Raw genomic sequence first — 21,671 nt, 5'->3', positions numbered from 1 at the left:
GACGAAGGACGACTGACGACCGGAATTTTCACCGCAAAGAACGCGAAGAGCGCAAAGGATTTACGATTGAGGTGAATGCTCTACGCTCTACGCTCTGCGCTCACCCCGCTCCTTCCGATTCCCGACCATCCCCATCTAGCTGAATAAAGGCGTGCGGCGCGAGGGTGTGCAGACGGGCGGCTGTGCCCAGACCGCTGAGCTGGATCTGCTGTGGCTCGGCGGCGAGGTTGGCGAGCAAGGCACCCAGCCGCCCGCCCGCGCGCAAGGCAAGCACTGCAATGCGCTGCGGGTCGGACGTTTTGGCGGCAAGAACATCCGCGCCCGCGAACTCGCACGCGGCGGCCAGCGCGTGGAACAGCGGAAAGACGTCGCCATCCTCTTGCACGCCGCGCGGGCCGGCCGCCTCGTAGAAGGTTGCGCTCGACGCGCCGCCCGCCGCGAGGTGTTGCAGGCAGCCAAGCGTCCACGCCGCGCCGAACGACGTGCGCTGGCGCGGATCGGGGGCGGGCGGCGGCTCGGGCGCGGTGGCGTTGGGGTTGAAGCGCGGGCGCAGCGTGATGGGCGTGACGGCCAGCGGCGTGCCGGGCGCGAATGCCTGCACGGTGCGCAGCGTATCGGCCAGGGCGGCGCAGGCGGCGGCCAGGGTTTCGTCGTCGGTGGCGTGCACCTGCGGGTTGGCCGAGTAGCACAGCAAGTCGAATGCGCCGAGGGGCGGGCGCTGGCGATTCAGCTCGGCGAAGTAGGCGTCGGTGCCGCCGCCGACGGGCGTGCCGGGCGGGAGCGTTGCGCGGGCCAGCGCGGCCAGCTCGGGCGGGGTGGTTTTTGCGCCGCGCCGGAACAGGAGCCACGCGCCAACCGGCGGCGCGGTATCGCGCACTATTGCCGCCAGCGCGGCCAGTTCGTGCGCGGTGGCGTCGGAGCAGTGCAGTGCGACTTCGAGCGTGCAGCCGAGGGCGTGGGCGGCGCTGACGGCGCGCTCCAGCGCGGCGGGATAATCCGCGTCGGCCAGAAGCAGATCGACGCGCAAGTGGGCGGGATGGAGTGTCTTGAGCAGCGCAATCGTCCGGGCATCCAGCGGCGGGGTTTCGGGGCCGATACCGAGGCCAATGCGCGGCAGGCGGCCGATCGTGCGCCCGGCATCGATTTCAACCAGCATCGGCCCGCTTTCGCTTGCTGCCGTGGCGGCAAGGTCGGCACTGGCGAGCGTGAGCGTGACGCTTTGCGCGATGCGCGTGCCGGCGGCGATGGGCACCGGGAAGGGCAGGCGCAGCGGCGTGCCGTAGGTTTTGAACGAGCCGTCGATCCAGTTGCGCTGGTCTTCCAGCTCGAAGATGTCGCCGGCGAATTCGAGCGTGGCCCACTGGCCGGGCGCGATTTCGTGGGCCAGCGCGCGCATTTCGGAGAAGGGGTGGTGCGGCTGGATGGTGCCGTTGCGCAGGGCTTGCGGCGCGATGAGCTGCGGGAAATGGCTGTTTTCTTCGGTGCCGTCGGTGTGGGTGATGCGGGCGGGCGCGCCGGCACAGGCCAGCGGGTGCAGCACGCAGAAGCCGATCCGGCTGCGCAGAAAATCGCTGCGCGCCGCGCCATCGAGCGCGAAGCGCACCGTGCCGTCGGTGTCGCCGGTGATCTCGCCGCGCCACGCGAAGTCGATTGGCGCGTGCTGGTGCGCCGCGTCGAAGCTGATGCGGAACGAGCGCTCGGCCTGCGCGACCTGCACATTGCTGAGCGTGGCGGGCACCGTGCCCCAGTTTTGGTCGCGCACGGCGACGCAGATGCGCTGAAGGATTTCGCGCCCGCCAAGCCGCAGCCCGCGCAGCTCGCCACCAACAAAGCGCAGCGCCAGCGGGCCGGCGCGCAGTGCAATCGGTTCGACTTGAGTTGGCATAAGCGATTCCTTGCTGCGACAACCAACGACCGACCATCAGTAGCATTTTTGCTCTGTCAGGGCACGATGCATCGTGCCCGAACTGCGGCACAGAGAAGGAAGAAAGACGAAGACGAAGGACCTATTCACCGCAAAGAGCGCAAAGAGCGCGAAGATTGAAGGATTTACGATTTACGATTAGGAGAGCGTTTCGTCGCCCTGCGCTGCCGACTGCCAACTGCATACTGCCGACTGTCACCCCGTCACCCACTCACCCCTCACCAACCGCGACCGGCTGCCCGCTGGCGGCGGACTCGTAGGCGGCGAAGACCAGCCGCACCGTGCGCAGGTTGTCGTCGCCCGTGGTTTCGGCGGGGGCATCGCCGCGCAGCGCGCCGAGCAGGTTGGCGTTGCAGGGCACAATGCTGGCGTGCACCACGGCGTAGGCCGGGTCGGCCCAGGGGTAGCGCGGCGGCGGGCAGCGGCGGGCCAGCGTGCCGGCGGCGGTCGTCACACGCAGCCAGTGGTCGGGCGCAAGCTCCAGCGTGCCAAGCGTGCCTTCGATGAACATACGCATGGCCGGGAAAGTTTCGTGCTCCTGCGGGTTTTCGGCATAGGCCATCTGGCACAGCACGGTCGCCGCGTCGGTTTCGAGCTGCACGGTTGCCACATCTTCGCCCCGAATGTCGGGGTGGACGCGGCGAGTGGCGCAAAAGACGCGGCGCGGCTCGCCAAACAGGAAGCGCGCGACATCGAGCGTGTGGCTGCCAACGTCGGTGATGATAAACTGCTCCAGCGTGCGCAGAAAGGGCTGGTTGGCGAAGACGGGAAAACCAGAGATGAAATCGATGCGGGCGCGAAAGACCCGCCCGATCGCGCCATCGTCGAGCACGCGCCTGACCTGTCGCACTGTTTCCTGCCAGCGGAAATTTTCGTGCACCAGCAGCGGCACGCCCGCCGCGCGGCAGGCTTCAACCATGCTGGCGGCGGTTTCGTAGCTGGGCGCGAGCGGCTTCTGGCAGATCGCGGGCACGCTGTGCGCGGCGGCAAGGTGCACAAACTGGCTGTGCGTGTCGACGTCGGTGATGATATCGACGAAATCGAGCCGCTCGCTGCGCAATAGTTCCTCGGCGTCGTCGTAGACGGCGGGCACGCCAAACTCGCGGGCGAGCGCTTCGGCCTTCGCGCGGGTGCGGTTGTAGAGCGCGACGCACTCCACGCCGGGCAGCTCGCGCCAGCCCGCTAGCTGGTAGCGCGCCCAGAAGCCGGTGCCGAGGATGGCAAAGCGCAGATTTTGCATTGGGCTATGCTTCCTGATATATCCACAGATTACGCAGATGACGCAGATTATTTGGGATAGGTGAAGGGCAAGTGGCGACTGCCAACACCCGTAATCTGTGAAATCTGTGGATGCTTCCCGCTAAACTTGGAAAAGCGGTGTGCCGCCGGCCAGCACACGCAGCGCGTTCTCGGCGGTGATCTCGCCCATGGCGCGCAGGCCGTCTGCGGTTTGGGCGGCGCTGTGCGGCGTGGCAATGAAATTATCGAGCGCGAGCAATGGGCTGCCACGCGGCGGCTCGGCAGCGAAGACGTCGGCGGCGGCACCGCCCAGCTGCCCGTTCGCCAATGCCTCGGCCAGCGCATCTTCGTCCACAAGGTCGCCGCGCGCAGTGTTGACGAGCAGCGCGCCGGGCTTCATCCTCGCCAGCGACTCGCGGTTGATCAGGTGGTGGGTTTCGGGCGAGGCGGGCGCGTGGAGCGACACAATGTCGGCCTCGGCCAGCAGCGCGTCGAGCGGCAGCAGGCGCACGCCCCAGCTCGCGGCGAAGCGCGTGTCGGGAAATTTGTCGTAGGCGGCGAGGCGCAGGCCAAAGCCAACGGCGCGCCGGCACACTGCCTTGCCGATCTGCCCCAGGCCAACGACGCCAAGCGTCTTGCCGCGCAACTCGGTGCCGATCGTGCGCGGCCAGCCGCCCGCCCGCACCGCCCGGTCGCCGGCAGGAACCTGCCGCGCCAGTGCCAGCAGCAGCGCCAGCGCCATATCTGCCACCGAGTCGGTGATCGCACCGCCGGCCAGCGCCACCGGGATACCGCGCGCGCGTGCCGCGTCGAGGTCGATATTCTCGTAACCGACGCCGTGCTTGGCAATGACCTTCAGGCGCGGCGCGGCCGCCAGCACGCGCGCCGTGACTGGCTCGGTGCCCGAAACAAGCGCGTCGATGTCGCCAATGCGCTCAAGCAGCTCGGCCTCGCTGGGCGAGCGTCCCCACGGGTTAGCGATCAGCTCGCAGCCGGCGGCGCGCATGCGCTCCAGCGCGGCCGGGCAGTTCGGCCCGAACGAGCGCGAGGCGATCAGCACTTTGTAGGATTGAGTGTTGAATGTTGAGTTTTGAGTGTTGAGTACAGCAGTGCCAACCGGTGCTTGCTGTTCTACATCGACGAAGCTGCGCAAGTGCGCGACAAACGCGGCCATGTCGGGCTCGCGGTGCAGCGCCGCGCCAATCGGCAGCGATGTTGCGCCAGCAGCGACTGCCGCGCGGCAGTGCTCGGTTTCCAGCCCGCCCGCGGCTTGCAGATCGATTGCGCGCCCGCCCGCGTCGATCATTGCCCGCGCCGCGCGCACCCGCCCCAGCAGCAGGTCGTTGAAATCGCGCCCGCGCTGGCCCTCGCCGGTGACGCGCCCAAGCAGCAATACCGCGTCGAGCAGCGGCAGCACGGGTTCGAGCACGCCGAGCGACGTGCCAAGCGCCAGGCACAAACCAGCGCGCAGCCCCAGCTCGCGCACCGCGAAGATCGCTTCGTACAGCAGCGGCGTGCTTTCGGCGGGCAGAAACACCAGATCGGCACCGGCAGCCTTGAGCGCGGGCAGAAAGCGCAGTGGCTCGCTGGCGGCCAGATGCACTTCGAAGGGCAGGTTCGTAAGCGGGCGCAGCGCGGCGAGCGTGCGCGGCGGAAACGCCAGATCGGGCACGAAATGGCCGTCGAACACGTCGAAATGCAGGAAATCGACGCCCGCCGCGACGGTGCGCGCCAGCTCATCGCCCAGGCGCGTGTGGTCGGCGTTGAAGAGTGCCGAGCCGATGCGAACGGCCGGCGCGGGGTTTGTGCTCATTGCGTTTTCGTCCATCGGCAGCGCGGCGAACCGCACGCGCATGCGGCCAGTGTCGCTTCTGTGTAGTAGTCGGCAGTCAGCTCTTCGCCTGCGCGAATGTCGCGGATGGCGGCATATTGCGTGGCACTTGGGTTGCGCGCGAGATCGACAATGTTGGGCTCGCAGGAATGATTGACATAATAGTGGAAGAGCTTGGGCGTCACGACGAAGCGACCGTCGGGCAGGCGTTCCTGGTTGTACATTTCGGCCTCAAGCTGGATGTTGCCCGCGTCCCATTCCTGCTGGCTGAACACAATCCCGCCGGTCACCAGGATCAGCAGCTCGCCCGCGCCAATCGCGTCGGTGGCGTAGGTGCCGAGGCCGTGGATGGGCGAACGCCGCAGCACAATCCGCTGATCGAACCACATCGTCACTGGCGCAGTCGCGTAGCTCATGGCTTTCTCATCGCAAATATTGACGTTGCCACAAAGACACCAGGATTTTATAGCAGCCTATAGCAGTTTGCAGTCGGCTGGATGCAGAAGGCAGTGACATTTCCGTACTACAACGCCTTTCTCGTTGGCATATGAGTGGTCAATTGTTCCGGAAATCGCTATAGAGCCCTCTGTGCCTCCGTGCCTCCGTGGTAAACATTTCTGGGGTCCTTATGGCAGTGGGCCTAAACGTCATCCTCAATCGCGATTGCGCGCACCGGGCAGGCATCCAGCCCCTGCACGGGCAGCGGCAGCGCCACAAGGTAGAAGCGCTGGTTGTGGATCGCGCCCAGGTTGCGCAGGCACTCAAGCACGGCAGCGTCGTGGGCGAACCAGCGCGTGTGGTTGGGGTGACCCGTCACGCCGCGCACCTCGAAGCCCGAGCTGTCGGTGCCGAGCAGGCGCACCTTGCGGTCTTCCAGCAGCCAGGCCGCCGCTTCCTCGGTGACGTAGGGCCGCTGGTGCGAGGTGCTGGTGCGGTACTGGTCTTCGCGGCCCTGCCACATGATGACATGATCGCCGGGCTGGATGTCGCCCGCCGCCTGGAAATCGGCCAGTGTGATTGGCTCGTTGACCTGCTTGTGGCGGAAGTCGAGCCGGATGGCCGGCCCCATGAAGAGGTCGAGCGGCAGCGCGGCGGTGTCTTTGCCGCTGGCGTAGAAGTGGAGCGGCACCTCGACATGCGTGCCAACGTGCGACCACATGTACACGTCGCTCATGATGTCGCCGGTGGCGCCGTGGCGCTCGTTGCGCTGCTTGACTTCGAGGCCGTACTGCTCCTGCCCCGGGATCATGATGTGGGTCAGGTCGGTGATGCGTTTATTGTTCATGCGAATAGTCCTTTATTTCACCACGAAGGCGCAAAAGACGACCGAAAAATTTACCACAGAGACACAGAGGCACGGAGATGTTGGGGGTGCAAGTTTGAAGGTTAGCAGGCTCAATACCAAAACTCCGGACCCTAAACCCTTTACGGTTGAAGGTTTGTGCATTGCTGATCATTGTTTACTGCTAACTGCCAACTGCCGACTGCTCCCTGACTGCTTAACATTCAGCACTCAAAACTCAAAACTTCACCCCGCCTCCACCCGCGCCCCTGGCACGCCGATTGGCGCGACGATGGCGGTGCCGCCCGCCCGCTCGATTGCCGCCGCTACCGGCGCGACCGCATCGGGTGCGGCGAGGGCGACCATGATGCCGCCGCCGCCCGAGCCGGCGAGCTTGGCCCCCAGCGCGCCAGCCGCCAGCGCCGCCGTGTTCAGCGCGTCCAGCTCGGGGCAGGACACGCCGATGCGCTCCAGAACAAGCTGGTTCAGGTTCATCAGCCGGCCCAGCTCGGGCCAGTTGCCGGCCAGCAGCGCCGCCTCGGCATAGCCCGCCAGCAGGCCGATCTCGTGAAAGTAGTGCAGGCGCGCCGGTTGCTCGGCCAGCCATGCGCGCACGCGGCCATTCACGGCGCTGGTGGCCGCAACCACGCCGGTGTTGCCGATCACCAGCGCGAGGCCGGCGGGGCAAGCCAGCGGCGCGGCGCCGTGCGCGGCAGTGTAGCGGATCGCGCCGCCGTGCAGCGATGTCTGCGTGTCGAGGCCCGACGCCACGCCGCCGTGCGCCACGATGTCGCCGCGCTGCGCCCACGCGCCGATCTGCGCGTCGGCGGGGCGGCCGAGTAGCGCGGCGAGGCCGGAGGCCAGCGCGGCAAACAGCGCGCCGCCCGAACCGAGCCCGGCCGAGGGCGGGATTTCGCTGCTGAACGAAATGCCGAGGGCGGCGGGCAGCGCGTTGCCGAGCGCGGCCAGCACATACAGCGCCGGCGCAAAAAACTCGCTCGCCGCGAGCTGCTGGATGGCGGCATACTCTTCGGCGGCGCGCCACGCGTCGATGTGCGCGCCCAGCGCAAGGATCGCGTCGCGCGTGGTGGTGTGGCAGCGCTCGCCGCTGCGCAGCCGGTAGCCTGCGCCGCCCGTTTCCAGCGTGCAGCGCGCCATGAGGCCAACACTCACGGCAAGTGCGCGCTGGCCGCGATTGACGGCATGTTCGCCAAACAGAATGGCTTTGGCCGGGGCCACCACGCGTATTGTTCCCATCACCACTGGCTCCCGGCGGTGAAGCCGCCGTCCACAAACATGGTCTGCCCGGTCACATAATCCGAGGCGCGCGAGGCCAGAAACACCGCCATGCCGACAAGGTCGGCGGGCGTGCCAGCGCGCTTGCCGGGGATGCGGTCGAGCATCCAGCGGCTGCGCGCGGGGTCGTTCCACAGCGGCGCGGTCAGCTCGGTGGCGATAAAGCCGGGGCACAGGCAGTTGGCCTGAATGTTGTGCTGCGCCCACTCGATCGCCTGGGTTTTGGTGAGCTGCGCCAGCGCGCTTTTGCTCATTCCATAGACCGACACGTCGGCCAGGCCGACCGCGCTGGTGAGCGAGCCGACATTGACGATCTTGCCGCCGCCGGCCTTGATCAGCAGGGGCAGGGCGGCCTGGCTGAGAAAGTACGCGCTGCGCAGGTTGGTGTCCATGATCGTGTCGTAGACGGCTGGCGTCACGGCGGCGATGGGCATGCGCTGGTTGGTGCCCGCGCAGTTGAGCAGAATGTCGATCTGGCCGTAGTGCGCGCCAACCGCTGCGGCCAGCGGCGCAAGCTGATCGGGCGCACCAAGGTCGGCCGGGAAGATCGTCGCATCGCCGCCGTCGTCGCGAATGTGCTGCTGGAGCGCGGCCAGCCGCTCGGGCGAGCGCCCGCTGAGCGCGACCTCCGCGCCGGCCGCGGCGAGCCCCTGCGCCAGCGCGCTCCCGATCCCGCCGCTCGCGCCCGTCACCAGCGCGACGCGGCCCCACAGCGAAAAGAGTTCGAGCAGCGCGTTGTTGTTCATGTGTTCGCCTGTGTAAATTGGTATGATGTTATACTACGCGCAGGTGGCGGGGATTGTCAAATTCGGGGTTGCAGGTTTCTGGCCTCCAGTGAAAACGGAATTTCACCACAGAGACACAGAGGCACGGAGATTTTAGATGTTGTCCGTTGCATACTTAATCCCAAAACCCCAGACCCTAAAACCTCATGCACCTCGCGCTTCTCCTGCTTGACATCGTTTCAGGAATTGGTATGATGTTTCATAGCACTCATAGGGAGGAAATTGAGCCATGCACAACGATGTGGAAACGCGCGTGCCACTATGGGGGCGCTTCGAGCAGGCGTTCGCGAGCGCGGGCAACTACGCCAGCCCGGCGCAGGATGTCGCGCTGACGGCGACCTTTCGCGAGCCGTCGGGCGCGGAGCAGCAGGTGGATGGATTTTGGGACGGCGGCACGACATGGCGTGTGCGCTTCATGCCCAGCGAGCCGGGAATGTGGTCGTTCACCACACAGTGCTCGGCGGCTGAGGACACGGGCTTGCATGCGCAAACCGGCGCGTTTCTGTGCGAGCCTGCGGATGACGCGAGCCGCTTCGCGCAGCACGGCCCGGTGCGCGCCCAGCCCGGCAGCCGCCACCTCGCGCACGCCGACGGCACGCCCTTCCTGTGGCTGGCCGACACGGCCTGGAATGGCGCGCTGCGCTCAACCGCCGAAGAATGGGAGCACTATCTACAGGCCCGCACGGCGCAGGGCTTCACCGCCACGCAGGTTGTTGTGACGCAGTGGATCGCCTCGCCCGATGGCGACCTCGACGGCCAGCCTGCCTACAGCGGCAACGAGCGCATTGCGATCAACCCGGCCTTCTTCCAGCGGCTCGACGCCCGGCTGGACGCGGCCAACCGCGCCGGCTTGCTGGCCGTGCCGGTGATGCTGTGGGCCGCGACATGGACTGAGCCAGGAATTTGGAACATCAACCCTGGCGTGTCGCTGCCCGAAGACCAGGCGATTCTGCTGGCGCGCTATATGGTCGCGCGCTGGGGCGCGCAGCACGTCGCGTGGATTTTGAACGGCGATGGCGACTACCGTGGCGAGCGCGCCGAGCGCTGGCGGCGGATCGGGCGGGCTGTGTTTGGCGAGCGCCCGCACGCGCCGGTGCTGCTGCACCCCTCGGGCATGAATATCCCCGCCGACGAATTTCGCGCCGAACCCTGGCTCGACGTCATCACCTACCAGAGCGGCCACGGCGACGACAATGCGACACTACGCTGGATCTGGGATGGCCCGCCCGCGCAGGAATGGCGGCGCGACCCGCCGCGCCCGCTGATCAATCTTGAGCCGCCCTACGAAGACCATATCGCCTACCAGAGCGGCGAGCGCCTTTCGGCCCACAAGGTGCGGCGCGCCATGTACTGGAGCCTGCTGATCGCGCCGCCCGCCGGCGTGACCTATGGCGGCCACGGGGTGTGGGGCTGGGACGACGGCAGCACCACGCCGGTAGCGCACCCGGCCACGGGCGTGCCGAAACCCTGGCGCGAAGCACTGCACCTGCCCGCCGCCGAGCAGGTCGCGCACCTTGCGGCGCTGTTTGGCGCGCTCGACTGGCCGCGCTTGTGGCCCGCGCCCGAGCTGCTGGCGGCGCAGCCCGGCGACACCGACGACGCGGCCTTTGTGGCGGCGGCGCGCACTCCCGCAGGCGACCTCGCGCTGCTCTATACGCCCGTTGCGCAGCCGCTCGCGCTCGACACGCGCAGCCTGCAAACTGGCCTGCCCGCGCGCTGGTTCGACCCGCGCAGTGGCGCGTATGCGCCCGCCAGCGGCGACGGCCCGCCCGAACGCGTGGTCTTCGCCCCGCCCGCCAATGGCGACTGGGTGCTGGTGCTGGGGTAGGCAGTCGGGCAGTTGGCAGGAGGCAGGGGCAGAAGCCAGTTGGCAGTTGGCAGTGCGCAATTATCCTGACTTGCGCGAACGTCATGGCTTATGCAGGTTTTCGCGCTATGCGCGAAAATCTACTCAACACGCATTTTCCCTTTGTGTGCGATTTTCTGCGCGTAGACATGGTTTCAGGCAGACCAAGCCAGCTTTACAGTCTTTCCCTGCCTGCTGACAGACAAACTCCCTAGTGGTATGGTTGAAGGGCCAACCACAACCAATCACTAGGGAGAACCCAATGGGTCGCACACATCCTAGCACGCCCGAGATGCGTGCACAATCCGCAGCGCTGCTGCTGGCACATCAAGGCGAGTATGGTATCGTGACACGCCTCAGCCGCATACATCACGTCTCGCGCCCGACCTTGTATGCTTGGCGCGAGCACGCCCGACGCGCCATCACGGCTGCCTTTTCGCCGCCGTCTGCTCACGCGCCTGCCCGCTCCAGCGCTCGCCACATTCTGACGCTGTGGATCGCGCATGCCTCTCAGCGTGGCATTCAAGCCGCGACCCAGGAATTGCTCGGACAGGGCCTCAGTTTGCCCACCATCGTCGCAGTCCTGCACCAGGCTCAGCAGCGCGCTCTGACCTGGATGCACACGCACCTTCCTTCTTCCACTCGCGCCTTGGCGCTCGACGAAATCTTTCCCGCTCACGGTCGAGCCGCCTATCTGAACGTGGTCGATGTGCACAGCGGCGCAGTTTGGGCCTCTGAAGGACCGCTGGCGGTCGATACCGAGAGTTGGACCTTGCTGTTGTGGAGCTTGCAGGAGCGTGGCCTGCGATGGGAGCGGGTTGTGATGGACGATGGCGCACCCATGCACAGTGCCTGCCAGCACGTCACGCCCGATGTGCTGGTGCAACTCGACCACTGGCATCTGTTCCAAGCCTGCTCGCTGGTGCAGGCTCGCCTGCAGCGCCGCCTGAGCCAGATGCACGCGCGTACAGCGGCAGTTGAGCGCCAAGCTGCCTGCCTCGAGCTTGGGACACGTCAGCGCGGTCGGCCGACCAAGCGCACGCTTGAGAGCCACAGCCAGGAATTGGCGGCAGCGACCGATGGTGTCGCTGCGCTGGCCTATTTGACCGACGAGTTGCATCGATTGCTGGCGGTGGTGGTGGTCGGGCGCAAGCGGTTGCTGAGCTTGGCCGAGCGGCAAGACGAACTGGACGCGCTGCTGAGCTTGTTGGACGAATTGGCAGAAAGCAGCGCGGGAGAGCAGCAGGCCGAACTGGGGCGCCTGGCGCGCCGCATTCGGAGGCAAATGCCAAAGCTGCTGAGTTTTGGTGCCCAGGTGCAGCAGGTGCAGCAGGAGCTGAGTGGAGTGCTGGCAGCCGAGCGGCAAGCGCTGCTGGGATGGGCTTGGCTGAGGCGGAAGGAATTGGCGTGGACCGATGCGGAGGTGATAGCGGCGGTGCCAGTGGACTGGCGTGCGGCGGCGCGAGTGCTGCTGACAGCCTGGCAGGAGGCGGTGCAGGTTTCGAGCGCGGTGGAGCGGTGGCATAGCATCCTGCGCCCACATCTGGCGGTGCGGCGAAGGCTGACAAACGGTATGCTGGCGTTGCTGGCAGTTTGGCACAACCATCGTGTGTTTACTCGTGGGAAGCATAAAGGTCAGAGCCCGCTGCATCTGAGCGGGATGCGCGATGCGCCGACTGACTGGCTGGTGGCATTAGGCTATCCACCAGCCAGCACGGAGCATTCACCAGCGCATCTGATGCCTGAGTGGACGCTGGCCGCCTAATCACAAACTGTAAAGTACCTACAAACCATGTCGTAGCGCAAAAATCGCACACAAAAATGATCGTTTCTACCTTGCTGCCGAACTTCCTGAGCCTGTCGAAGGGCAGGCAAAAAGCACCGCCGCAGGCGAAAGGAACAACTATGAACATCCTGATCATCGGCGGCACTGGCCTGATCAGCATCGCAATTACGCACCAGTTGCTGGAGCGCGGCGACACGGTGACGCACTACAATCGCGCCCAGCAGAGCCGCTACCCGGTGCCGCCCGAGGTGCGCCAGCTCACCGGCGACCGCACCAACTACGCGGCCTTCGAGCAGGCGATTGCCGCGCAGCCGCCCTTCGACTGCGTGATCGACATGATCGGCTACGCGCCCGAGGATGCCGCCAGCGCGGCGCGGGCGTTTCGCGGGCGCACCGGCCACTTCATTTTTTGCAGTACGGTCGATGTCTACCAGAAGCCGGCGACGCGCTACCCATATGTGGAAAATGAACCCTACGGTGGCCTGAACGCCTACAGCCGCAACAAAGTCGTGTGCGAGCAAACCCTGCGCGCGGCACACGAGCGCGGCGATTTCCCGCTGACGATCATTCGCCCGGCGTGCACGTATGGCGAGGGCAGCCTGCCGTTGAACCCGCTTGGCGGCGGCACCGCCTACGTCGACCGCATTCGCAGCGGCAGGCCTATCGTCGTCCACGGCGACGGCAGCTCACTGTGGGCAGTCTGCCACCGCGACGACGTGGCACGCGCTTTTGTGGCCGCCGCTGGGCAGCCGCACACGTTTGGCCGCCAGTATCACACCCCCGGCGAAGACTGGATGACATGGGATTCGTACCACCAGCGCTTCGCCGCCGCGCTGAGCGCGCCGCCGCCTACACTCGTCCATATCCCCACCGAGCTGCTGGCGCAGCTTGCGCCGCGCCGCGCCGGCATTATTGCCGAGAACTTCCAGTTCAACAATATCTTCGACACGAGCGCGGCGCGGCGCGACCTTGGCTTTGCGCCAACGATTAGCTGGGAAGAGGGCGCGCGCCGCATGGTCGGCTGGCTCGACGAGCGCGGCAAGGTCGCCAGCGCCGCCAGCGACACTCTCGGCGACCGGCTGATCGCCGCGTGGGAACACCTGTGCGCGGGTATGGCAGCGGAAATTGGCGGGTGACGGGGTAAGAGGTGACAGTCGGCAGTTGGCAGGGTGAGCGCAGAGCGTAGAGCGCAGAACGATGAACGTTCGTCCCAATCGCAAATCGCAAATCGTAAATCCTTCAATCTTCGCGTTCTTCGCGTCCTTTGCGGTGAATATTACCGTCGTCCTTCGTCCTTCGTCCTTCGTCCTTCTCCGTGCCTCCGTGGTAAATTTTTCGGTCGTCCGCCGTCAATCCGCAATCGGTATATAATGCCCGCAACAAGCATTCCAGCAAAGGCCTGCCATGAGCACCCCGCAATTTCGCCCGCCCACGCGCACCGAAAAGCTTTCCGATCAAGTGGCCGCCCAACTCCAGGAAATGGCGCTCAGCAACGCCATTCGCCCGGGCGAGAAGCTGCCGCCCGAGCGCGAACTCTGCGAGCTGCTGGGCGTGAGCCGCACCGTGGTGCGCGAGGCCGTGCGCGCGCTGGTGGCGAAGGGCCTGCTGGAAGTGCGACGCGGCGGCGGCACGGTGGTGCGCTCGCCCGACCCCGCGCTCGTGTCCGAGATGATGACGATCATGCTCAGCGCGGGCGGCAAAGACATTGCCTTCACGCACGTGCAGGAAGTGCGGCGCCTGCTGGAAGTCGAGCTGGCCGGGCTGGCGGCCGAGCGCCGCGACGACGCCGACCTGGCGCGCATGCAGGCGCAGCTCGACGCAATGGCGCAGTTCGCCGCCGACCCCGAGCGCTGGGCGGTGGCCGATGTCGCCTTTCATGCGGCGATTGCCGTCGCCACGCACAACCCCCTCTATCCCGTGCTGCTCAGCTCAATCTCCGAGATGCTGATTGAAGTGCGCCGCACCGGCATCCGCCTGCCCGACACGCCAGCCCGAGCCTACGAGCACCACCAGAAGATCTTCACGCAGATCCATGCCGGCAGCCGCGCCGGCGCGCGCAAGGCCATGCAGGATCATTTGCAGGAATCTGAGCAGACCTTTCAGCGCGCGCGGTTCAGCAAAATCGGCGGCTAAACAAACATCCACAGATTACACAGATGCCACAGATTATGGCAGCCTGAATGCACCCGAGCGCGTTACTGTGACGGGGAAGGATATTACGCGACGGACAAGACTGAGTTTTGAAAGCAATGCTCAGTATTCTGGAAAATACGTTATTTCATACAACGGGCAAGCTTCCAAGAAGCTCATCTGAGTATCAGATTGAAAGAAAACTGGCTTGAGCTTCCTGGAAGCTGAGCGCAGGGAAATTTATTTTCCAGAGTACTCAGTGGTCTCAGGGTGCTCTGTGGCTCAATTCATCATGTTCGTATGTGAATAATGCGAACGTATGTGCTATACTGTCGATAGCGAAAACGCCCCATTCTATGGTAGACTAGCGGGCGTGCGCGGCTGCGCACCCTGGCCCTACCAACCCGAGAGCCGATGTATCCATACGATTATCGCCCGCGAGGAAGCCTTCTGCGCCCGCTGCTGGTCGCGCTTGTTGCGCTCGGCGTGCTGGGCTTTGTGTTTTTCCTGCCGCAAAAAACTGTGCTCACAAACTGGGTTGGCGCGCAGGCCGCCTTTCAGGTGAAGCAGGTGGCGACCGTGATCAGCGCGGTGGCTGCGCCGGTGAATAACGCGCCCGCTGCGGCCGGGATCGTTGGCGAAGCGGTGCCGCAGACCGTCGGTTTGGAGCGCTACAACGCGGCGAGCCAGCAAGTCGATACGTTGGCCGATGGGCTGGCAAGCCACTTTCGGCGCACGCTGCCGAGCGGCGCAACGCTGGTTTATTTCGTCATTCAGCTCGATCCCCGCGTGCATATCGAGGTGCTGAACGCCGACGGCGCGACGCCCGGCAGCGACGCATCCGGCGACACGGTCTGGACGGATGGCAAGCAGCATCTGGCAACCGTAGCCGAGATGGTGGCCGCGCCCTATGCGCTGCGCGATGGCAAGCCGCCGCTGGCGGCAATGGCATTTGGCTTCCACGGCGCGGCGCGCACCTCCGACGAAGGCACGGTGGTGATCAACGGCACTGCCCACCGCGTGAACGCGGGCCGCGCGGCGCTGTGCATCACGCCCGACAACCGTGCGCGCCTGGGCTTGTTCGACGCGGCGGCGCTCAAGGGCTGCGCGCAGGCGAATGGCGCCGGCCCGATGATCCTGCTGGCCGGCAAAGTCGCTAACCCCGCCGTGAGCGATGCCACCGACACGTTCGTGCCGTTCAACCCGCTGACCGAAGATTTCGTGCAGCTCGACTGGCGCAAGAAGATTTACACCGGCACCTACCCGAAAACCGCCGTTGGCGTGGGCACGAACGAGCGCGGCGCGTTTGTGGTGTTCGCTACTTCGTATGGCGCAACTGGCGTGGAGCTGGCGGGCCAGCTCAAGGCGATGGGCTGTACTGACGCGCTCGGCGGCGACGACGACACCTCGACGCAGGCGGTGTGGCGTGGCCAGCCCGCCCAGCCCGGCAGCCCGCGCAAAGTGCCCGACGCGCTGGCGGTATATGTGCAGGAATGACGACCTTCAAACCTGCAACTTGCAACCTGCAACAGGCGTATGCGATACGCCCGGCGGCAACCTGTAACCTGCAACAGGCGTATGCGATACGCCCGGCGGCAACCTGTAACCTGCAACAGGCGTATGCGATACGCCCCGGCGGCAACCTGCAAACCTGTAACCTGCAACAGGCGTATGCGATACGCCCGGCGGCAACCTGCCAACTCAACACTCAACATTCAACATTCAAACCTATGCTAACGTCTGAGCAAATTCTCGCGCTTGCGCCCGACGCCAGCGCCGCCAAAGCCGCCGAGGGCATGGCCAGCCCACGCAAGTGGCTCGTGCTGGGCGCGAATGACGTGGCCGTGTGGGGCGAGTGCCAGGGCAGCGCGCGCGACCCCTACCGCGCCCAGGTTGATGTGCGCGGCCCCGCGTTTCGCTGTAGCTGCCCAAGCCGCAAAATCCCCTGCAAGCACTGCCTGGGCCTGCTGTTGCTCCAGGCTCGCGCGCCCGAGCGCTTCGACGCCACCCCGCCACCCGACTGGGTGGCCGAGTGGCTGGCCCGCCGCGATGCGCAGGCGCAAAAAGCCGCTTCGCCCCCGCCCGCGCCCACGCTCGAAGCCGAAGAAGCCGCCGCCAGCCGGCGCGCGGCCAGCCAGGCGCGTACCGCCGCCGCCCGCGAGACCAAAGTCGCCAGTGGGGTGGAAGAACTTGATCGCTGGCTGCGCGACCTCGTGCGGCGCGGCCTGGCCGAGGCGCAGAGCCAGCCGTACAGCTTCTGGGAAGGCATGGCCGCCCGCCTGGTCGATGCGCAGGCGCCGGGGCTGGCGCGCCGCGTGCGCGACCTGGGCGCGCTGACGGCCAGCGGCGCTGGTTGGCAAGATCGCATGCTGGCACAGATCGGGCGCCTGCACCTGCTGTGCGCCAGCTACCCGCGCCTGGCCGAACTGCCCGAACCCACCCAGGCCGACATTCGCACGGCGATTGGCTGGCCGCAGCGCGAAACCGACCTTGCCGACGCCGAGGGTATGCGCGACCGCTGGCTGGTGCTGGGCCAGCGCGTCGAGGAAGAAGACAACATGCGCACGCAGCGCACGTGGCTGTGGGGCGAAACAAGCGCGCAGCCGGCGCTAATACTCAGCTTTGCGATGTTCAGCCAGCCGCTCGACCGCAGCCTGCTTCCTGGCGCAGCGCACGACGCCGAGCTGGCGTTCTTTTCTTCGGCGGTGCCCCAGCGGGCAATTGTGCGCGAGCGTTTTGCCGCGCCAACGGCGCTGGCGCGCTTCCCTGGCGCGGCCACCTGCGCCGATGCTCTGGCCACCTGCGCCGACGCCCTGGCCCGCCAGCCCTGGCTGGAGCGCGCGCTGCTGGTGCTGGCCGCCGCCACTCCCGAGTTGCATGGCGAGCGCTGGTGGCTGCGCGACCCTTCCGGCGACGCTGTGCCGCTGGCGCGCGGCTTTCTGCGGGGCTGGCACCTGCTGGCGCTGAGCGGCGGCGCGCCGTTGGGCGTAGCCGGCGAGTGGGATGGCGCGGCGCTGATGCCGCTGGGCGCGTGGGCTGGCGGCGAGTTCTACGCGCTGTAAGCAGTGCGCCTCTGTGAAGGCTGCACGCCCTCGCGCTCCGCAGCAAAGCGCGTTTTCTCTACTCGTGTTTGTCGGGGCCTGCGCGGCCCTGTTCCCTGCGGCAAAGGGCCGACCGCGGCCCTCTGCACTCCCCAGTCAGGGCCTTGCCCCGAACCCCGTAAAGAGCGTGGCCGGCTTGTGAGACGTCCGTTGACATGACTCCGTTGAGGATGCAGGCAAGGCATCGGGCGATAGCGTGCGCGCCAGCTTGAATGCTTCCATAAACAATAATACTTTTATCGATTCGCTGCCGGCTTTCTGGCATAACGGAGGCATGAGAGGCAAACGGGTCAAATGATACCAGTATCAAATTTGGGGTCGGGTACCCACGAAGTGGGTGTGGCGAAAGCCCTGGACGGGGTTCGGGGCGGGTAGCCCCAGCGGCCCTGCAGCCCGAGCAGAGTGGCCTGAAATCAGCACTGCCGCAACCTGAACGCCGAGTCATTTCTATGGTATGATTGTCGCTGCTCTATGCATGTGCGCAGAGGTCGGGGTGTTGAGGGTGATGCGCATAGTCTTCCCACCATATGGGGAAAGGCCGCATCCTGATGACCGCACCAACCCCTGCCGAGCACAGCGCCTCACACTGCTGGTTGTTGATGACGAGCCAGAAATTCGTGATTTTCTTAAAAGCGTGTTTGAAGAAGAAGGCTTCCTGGTACACATCGCGCCTAATGGCGCGGTAGCCTGGGCATTGCTCCAGCACACGCCTGTGGCGCTTGTGCTCACAGATTTTATGATGCCACGTTTGACGGGCGTGGAACTTGTGCGTCATATCATGGCGCATCCCCAGTTGCGCCACATTCCGGTCGTCCTGATGTCGGCAGTATTGCCTGAATACGACCTGGAGCTGTTTTCCCTGGTGGTAGAAAAGCCGTTTTCCATTTGGGAATTGATCGATCGGGTGCGCACCATTGTATCGCCCTGATCAACCTGCCTGCCGTAGGGCAGCCTGAATTGTCCGTGTTCTGTCGCATCGACTATTTGGATGGTGAGATGTCCAAGCAAATACCAACTATGCCCGCCGCCGAATCGGCTCTTCCCACAGGCATTGCCGGTTTAGATGCTATTTTAAACGGTGGGCTTGTGCGCCCGGCGCTGGTTGTGGTCATCGGGCCTCCCGGCGCAGGAAAGACGATCCTGGCCAGCAAGGTTATTTTCCACGCCGCCAGCCAGGGGCTGCAGTCGCTGATTTTTACGTCGTTTTCGGAAGGCGTGACCCAATATATTCAGCATCTGCGCACCCTCGACTTCTTCGACTACTCGCAGATTGGCACGACCATCCAGCTGTTTACACTCGCGAGCCAGTTGAAGGACGAAGATACCAGCCCGGCAGCCGCGATTGCTCGAACCATTCGCGCATCCGCTGCAAAGGTTGTGCTGCTCGATGGTTTTCAGAATATTGAATCGCCCTCGATGCAGACTCAGGAGCTGCTTGCGGCTTTGGCAACACAGATCCGCTTTCTCGACACGACGATCATTATCACGCTTGCGGGCAATGCGCGCGACCGCCAGTTTTACTCGGTGATGACTGCGGCTGATATTGTGCTGAGCTTGAACTATGGCGTGGTCGGGCGGCGCCACGAACGCCTGCTGGAAGTTGTGAAAATTCGTGGGCGACGCCAGCGCCCTGGCTTGCACAGCTATCGGATCGACGTGGATGGTGTTATGGTTTTTCCACGTATCGAAGGCTACGAGGTGCCAAGCGCACCAGCGCGCTCGACCGAACGCGCGCCATTTCGCCTGCCTGAACTCGACCAGCTGCTCTCGGGGGGCTTGAATGTCGGCACTACGACGGTGCTCGCCGGCGCGCCAGGGGTTGGAAAGACAACACTGGGGCTGTATTGGGCGCTGGCCGATGCCCGCCCCGATGCAGTGACGCTGTTTCTGACCTTTGCTGAGCATCTGGATCAATTGCAGCTCAAAGCGGCGGCCTTTGGCCTCGATCTGTCTGCAGCAGTTGTGAACGAAAGTGTTCGTGTGGTGCGCCTGTCGTCTGTGGATCTTAATCCCGATGAGGTTGCGGCAGTGCTGCTGGCCGAGCTTGCTGCGCGCCCGGTGCAGCGCCTGATCATCGACGACCTGGCGGTGCTGCTGCACGAGCTGGGCGAGCGAACACGCGATTATCTCGGGGCACTGAATGATATTGTGTACGGCGCAAATATCACAAGCCTGTTTCTGCTGGAGATCTCGCCGTTCGAAGGGCTGCGCCTGAATATCACCAATACACCGCTGGCGCTGCTTGGCGATAATGTGATTGTCGTCCAGCAATATGAGATCGGCGGGCAATTGCGGCGCTTGCTGGCGGTGTTGCGCATGCGCTTGAGCTTCTTCGACCGCACGCTGCGCGAGCTGGTTCTGGACGCCCGCGGAGTAAGGATTATGCCTGCGGCAGAAAGCGATACGGGAGTGCTGGCCAGTGGAGCGGAGCTGGGTGGTGGGGTTGCGCCTGCGGCAGAGCCTCCCGCCAAGTAGGGTAGCCGGTGGCTATGCGCCCCCGTTCCCCGCAGCAAAGTTTTTTTCTGTACAGAGTTAGCCGGGGCCTGCGCGGCCCCGTGGCAAAGGCATTTCTCTGTGCAAAAGTCAGTCGGGGCCTGCGCGGCCCCGCGCCCCGTGGCAAAGGCATTTCTCTGTGCAAAAGTCAGTCGGGGCCTGTGCGGCCCCGCGCCCCGCAGCAAAGGGCCGGCCGCGGCCCTCTGCACTCCCCGGCCGGGGCTCCGCCCCTGGACCCCGAATTTTAGGTGGCCGACTCACGAAATGCTGCTGTGTCATGCCTCCGTTGTGGGTAGGAGCAAGGCATCGGACGAGAATAGCTGTACAGGCTTTTCTAGTTGTGTACTTCTTTTCTCATTTGCTGCCAGCATAATGGCACAACGGAGGCATGACGCAATCATATTCCGTGTGATACCGACATCAAATTTGGGGTTCGGGGCGATAGCCCCGACGCCGGGTGCCGGGGCGGCGCGAGCCCCGGCGGCCTTGCGGCCTGAGCAAACTGGCTCGAAGCTGGCACTGCTTGCGGCCCGAGTAAACTGAGCAGGGCGGACACATAGGTCCGCCCAAAACACACAGATCCGCCCCAACAAGAAACGCGCCGGGGCGTATTGCATACGCCCCGGCCCCGGCGCGCCCGCGCAAAGAAAAAGAAAATCCTACCCAAGCGCAACGCGCGCAATCGCCCGGAAATCGCGCATCCAGGCCCGCAGCGCCGCCAATGCCTCATTGCGCTGCTCGGTGAGCGCCCGCGCATCGGCGCGCGCCTCCTGCTGGGCCACGAGCTTCGCGGCAACGGCCGCCACCAGGTTCTGCCGCTCGCTGAGCTGCGCCGACGTGAGGCCGAACGGAGCGAGCTTCTGCGCAATTGCCCTGCTGCCCAGCGCGTTGGCGTAGAACTGCTGCGCCTGCGCGAGCCAGCTGGCCTGGTCATATTTGCGCGCCGATGTCATCCCCAATGACTGCGCCGCGCCGCGATCCTTGCGCAGCGCCACCCGCGCAACCGCCAGGTGCCGCGCAAACATCGCTTCGGCCTGCTCCTGGGCGGCATTGCGGGCATCGACGGCGGCGTAGCGCTCGCCGCGGCCAGCCTGCTGTTGCTGGAACAGCGCCAGCGCGCGCTCGTAGAGCGCCCGGCCCGCCCGCATGCGCTCGGCGTCGTAGCCATACTGTGCCAGCGCCGCCTGCATGGCCGCGTTGCCCAGCACTGTTTCGATGGCAAGGCGCGCGGCGAAGAGCTGGCCCTCGATCCGGGCCGAGGCGCTGGCGCGCAGCGTGGGCGTGGGGGCTTCGTCGGCTGGGGCGGCGGGCGGCGCGGGCGCGTCGCTGTCGAGCAGCGTGAACGACATGGGCGCGTCGCTGTCGAGCAGGGTGGCCGGGGTGATGCGGGGCGGCAGAGGCTCGTTGAACACTGCGCCATTGGTCGTTGAAGAAGCCTTTCCGTTGCGCTGCATAGAGACTACTTCCTTTGCTAGGTGATTGAGCACCAGTGTGCCCAACGTTCAAGAATGTGCTAGCGATTATAGTAGCCGCGCAGCGGAAAGTGAAGCGCGCTTGTGTGCAAATACGGAGCGGAACGGCGACCGTTTGATGGCGGAGTGTGAGTTTTCAGGTTAAAAGTTACAGGTTGCAGGTTATAAGGTATTGCTTATTTTTTGTGTGCCGATTTTGGCGCAGAGCGCCAAAATCGGCACACCTCAATCGTAAAGTGCTGTTCTGCCGAAGGCAAAAAATGCCGACCGCGTAACTCGTATCAAGAAGTGGCTTGCCATTCTGCGGCACGTGCGGCGGAATCTTTGGCCCGAAAACATCAGGCTGCTTGACTTGCGCGGCAGGCTGATGAGTCGGCGGAATAGTCGGTGATGCCTGGCCGATCAGCACCATTTTTACAGCCCCGCTTATATCATGCTGTGATGAAATGACTTCCTCCGTACGCAAGCAATAACCAGTATCCAATC

17 protein-coding genes are annotated in these 21,671 nt (G+C 65.1%); 8 read left to right on the top strand and 9 right to left on the bottom strand.

Translation table 11 applies throughout. The annotated features are described in order from the left end of the window. Positions 1–100 precede the first annotated feature (100 nt). The 7 genes from M1P90_RS10450 to M1P90_RS10420 form a co-directional block, all read right to left on the bottom strand. On the bottom strand, positions 101–1,885 hold the full coding sequence (locus M1P90_RS10450; protein WP_483702558.1) for a D-apionate lactonase family protein: 1,785 nt from the start codon (positions 1,883–1,885) through the stop codon (positions 101–103). Between the two features lie 250 nt (positions 1,886–2,135). Continuing rightward, a complete protein-coding gene (locus tag M1P90_RS10445; RefSeq protein ID WP_483702557.1) occupies positions 2,136–3,164 on the bottom strand; it encodes a Gfo/Idh/MocA family protein in 1,029 nt (342 codons plus the stop codon). A gap of 120 nt (positions 3,165–3,284) precedes the next feature. Continuing rightward, positions 3,285–4,976, bottom strand: a complete 1,692-nt coding sequence (locus tag M1P90_RS10440) for an NAD(P)-dependent oxidoreductase (RefSeq protein WP_483702556.1) — start codon at positions 4,974–4,976, stop codon at positions 3,285–3,287. Then, entirely contained in the window at positions 4,973–5,410 is a 438-nt protein-coding gene (locus M1P90_RS10435; protein WP_483702555.1) for an SET domain-containing protein, read from the bottom strand. Before M1P90_RS10435 ends, M1P90_RS10440 begins: the two co-directional genes overlap by 4 nt. Positions 5,411–5,634: 224 nt before the next feature. Then, on the bottom strand, positions 5,635–6,279 hold the full coding sequence (locus M1P90_RS10430; protein ID WP_483702554.1) for a cyclase family protein: 645 nt from the start codon (positions 6,277–6,279) through the stop codon (positions 5,635–5,637). A 243-nt stretch (positions 6,280–6,522) separates the two neighbouring features. Beyond that, positions 6,523–7,533, bottom strand: a complete 1,011-nt coding sequence (mvk, locus tag M1P90_RS10425; RefSeq protein WP_483702553.1) for a mevalonate kinase — start codon at positions 7,531–7,533, stop codon at positions 6,523–6,525. Beyond that, on the bottom strand, positions 7,533–8,318 hold the full coding sequence (locus M1P90_RS10420; protein WP_483702552.1) for an SDR family NAD(P)-dependent oxidoreductase: 786 nt from the start codon (positions 8,316–8,318) through the stop codon (positions 7,533–7,535). Before M1P90_RS10420 ends, mvk begins: the two co-directional genes overlap by 1 nt. A gap of 268 nt (positions 8,319–8,586) precedes the next feature. Between M1P90_RS10420 and M1P90_RS10415 the strand changes: the two genes are divergently transcribed. From M1P90_RS10415 to M1P90_RS10380, 8 genes are all read left to right on the top strand, one after another. Then, positions 8,587–10,185, top strand: coding sequence for a glycoside hydrolase family 140 protein (locus M1P90_RS10415; RefSeq protein WP_483702551.1), 1,599 nt, complete (start codon positions 8,587–8,589; stop codon positions 10,183–10,185). Positions 10,186–10,465: 280 nt separating this feature from the next. Further along, positions 10,466–11,968 (top strand): hypothetical protein, encoded by a 1,503-nt coding sequence (locus M1P90_RS10410; RefSeq protein WP_483698632.1) that lies wholly within the window; start codon positions 10,466–10,468, stop codon positions 11,966–11,968. A 140-nt stretch (positions 11,969–12,108) separates the two neighbouring features. Further along, complete coding sequence (locus M1P90_RS10405) at positions 12,109–13,125, top strand: NAD-dependent epimerase/dehydratase family protein (protein ID WP_483702550.1); 1,017 nt, start codon at positions 12,109–12,111, stop codon at positions 13,123–13,125. Between the two features lie 268 nt (positions 13,126–13,393). Next, positions 13,394–14,122, top strand: a complete 729-nt coding sequence (locus M1P90_RS10400) for a FadR/GntR family transcriptional regulator (RefSeq protein WP_483702549.1) — start codon at positions 13,394–13,396, stop codon at positions 14,120–14,122. Between the two features lie 411 nt (positions 14,123–14,533). Beyond that, positions 14,534–15,616 carry a phosphodiester glycosidase family protein gene (locus M1P90_RS10395; protein ID WP_483702548.1) on the top strand — a complete coding sequence of 361 codons (1,083 nt, stop codon included), beginning with the start codon at positions 14,534–14,536 and terminating at the stop codon, positions 15,614–15,616. A gap of 233 nt (positions 15,617–15,849) precedes the next feature. Next, positions 15,850–17,181 carry an SWIM zinc finger family protein gene (locus M1P90_RS10390; protein WP_483702547.1) on the top strand — a complete coding sequence of 444 codons (1,332 nt, stop codon included), beginning with the start codon at positions 15,850–15,852 and terminating at the stop codon, positions 17,179–17,181. A 544-nt stretch (positions 17,182–17,725) separates the two neighbouring features. Further along, complete coding sequence (locus M1P90_RS10385; protein ID WP_483702546.1) at positions 17,726–18,148, top strand: response regulator; 423 nt, start codon at positions 17,726–17,728, stop codon at positions 18,146–18,148. Positions 18,149–18,216: 68 nt separating this feature from the next. After that, positions 18,217–19,695, top strand: coding sequence for a DUF7125 family protein (locus tag M1P90_RS10380; protein ID WP_483702545.1), 1,479 nt, complete (start codon positions 18,217–18,219; stop codon positions 19,693–19,695). A 677-nt stretch (positions 19,696–20,372) separates the two neighbouring features. On the opposite strand, the gene M1P90_RS10375 is transcribed toward M1P90_RS10380, so the two are convergent. Both M1P90_RS10375 and M1P90_RS10370 read right to left on the bottom strand, forming a co-directional pair. Continuing rightward, on the bottom strand, positions 20,373–21,167 hold the full coding sequence (locus tag M1P90_RS10375; protein ID WP_483702544.1) for a PQLLE family protein: 795 nt from the start codon (positions 21,165–21,167) through the stop codon (positions 20,373–20,375). Positions 21,168–21,333: 166 nt separating this feature from the next. Beyond that, on the bottom strand, positions 21,334–21,669 hold the full coding sequence (locus M1P90_RS10370; RefSeq protein ID WP_483702543.1) for a hypothetical protein: 336 nt from the start codon (positions 21,667–21,669) through the stop codon (positions 21,334–21,336). Between the last annotated feature and the right edge of the window lie 2 nt (positions 21,670–21,671).

This window comes from Kouleothrix sp. 19917 (assembly GCF_057073505.1).
The sequence above is the reverse complement of the archived record's forward strand: the minus strand, read 5'-3'. Positions and strand labels throughout refer to the sequence as shown.

Bases quoted from the DNA above. Each gene is read 5' to 3' on its own strand.
- M1P90_RS10450 (WP_483702558.1), bottom strand. From the start codon at position 1,885: ATGCCAACTCAAGTCGAACCGATTGCACTGCGCGCCGGCCCGCTGGCG.
- M1P90_RS10445 (WP_483702557.1), bottom strand. From the start codon at position 3,164: ATGCAAAATCTGCGCTTTGCCATCCTCGGCACCGGCTTCTGGGCGCGC.
- M1P90_RS10440 (WP_483702556.1), bottom strand. From the start codon at position 4,976: ATGAGCACAAACCCCGCGCCGGCCGTTCGCATCGGCTCGGCACTCTTC.
- M1P90_RS10435 (WP_483702555.1), bottom strand. From the start codon at position 5,410: ATGAGCTACGCGACTGCGCCAGTGACGATGTGGTTCGATCAGCGGATT.
- M1P90_RS10430 (WP_483702554.1), bottom strand. From the start codon at position 6,279: ATGAACAATAAACGCATCACCGACCTGACCCACATCATGATCCCGGGG.
- mvk (WP_483702553.1), bottom strand. From the start codon at position 7,533: ATGGGAACAATACGCGTGGTGGCCCCGGCCAAAGCCATTCTGTTTGGC.
- M1P90_RS10420 (WP_483702552.1), bottom strand. From the start codon at position 8,318: ATGAACAACAACGCGCTGCTCGAACTCTTTTCGCTGTGGGGCCGCGTC.
- M1P90_RS10415 (WP_483702551.1), top strand. From the start codon at position 8,587: ATGCACAACGATGTGGAAACGCGCGTGCCACTATGGGGGCGCTTCGAG.
- M1P90_RS10410 (WP_483698632.1), top strand. From the start codon at position 10,466: ATGGGTCGCACACATCCTAGCACGCCCGAGATGCGTGCACAATCCGCA.
- M1P90_RS10405 (WP_483702550.1), top strand. From the start codon at position 12,109: ATGAACATCCTGATCATCGGCGGCACTGGCCTGATCAGCATCGCAATT.
- M1P90_RS10400 (WP_483702549.1), top strand. From the start codon at position 13,394: ATGAGCACCCCGCAATTTCGCCCGCCCACGCGCACCGAAAAGCTTTCC.
- M1P90_RS10395 (WP_483702548.1), top strand. From the start codon at position 14,534: ATGTATCCATACGATTATCGCCCGCGAGGAAGCCTTCTGCGCCCGCTG.
- M1P90_RS10390 (WP_483702547.1), top strand. From the start codon at position 15,850: ATGCTAACGTCTGAGCAAATTCTCGCGCTTGCGCCCGACGCCAGCGCC.
- M1P90_RS10385 (WP_483702546.1), top strand. From the start codon at position 17,726: ATGCGCATAGTCTTCCCACCATATGGGGAAAGGCCGCATCCTGATGAC.
- M1P90_RS10380 (WP_483702545.1), top strand. From the start codon at position 18,217: ATGTCCAAGCAAATACCAACTATGCCCGCCGCCGAATCGGCTCTTCCC.
- M1P90_RS10375 (WP_483702544.1), bottom strand. From the start codon at position 21,167: ATGCAGCGCAACGGAAAGGCTTCTTCAACGACCAATGGCGCAGTGTTC.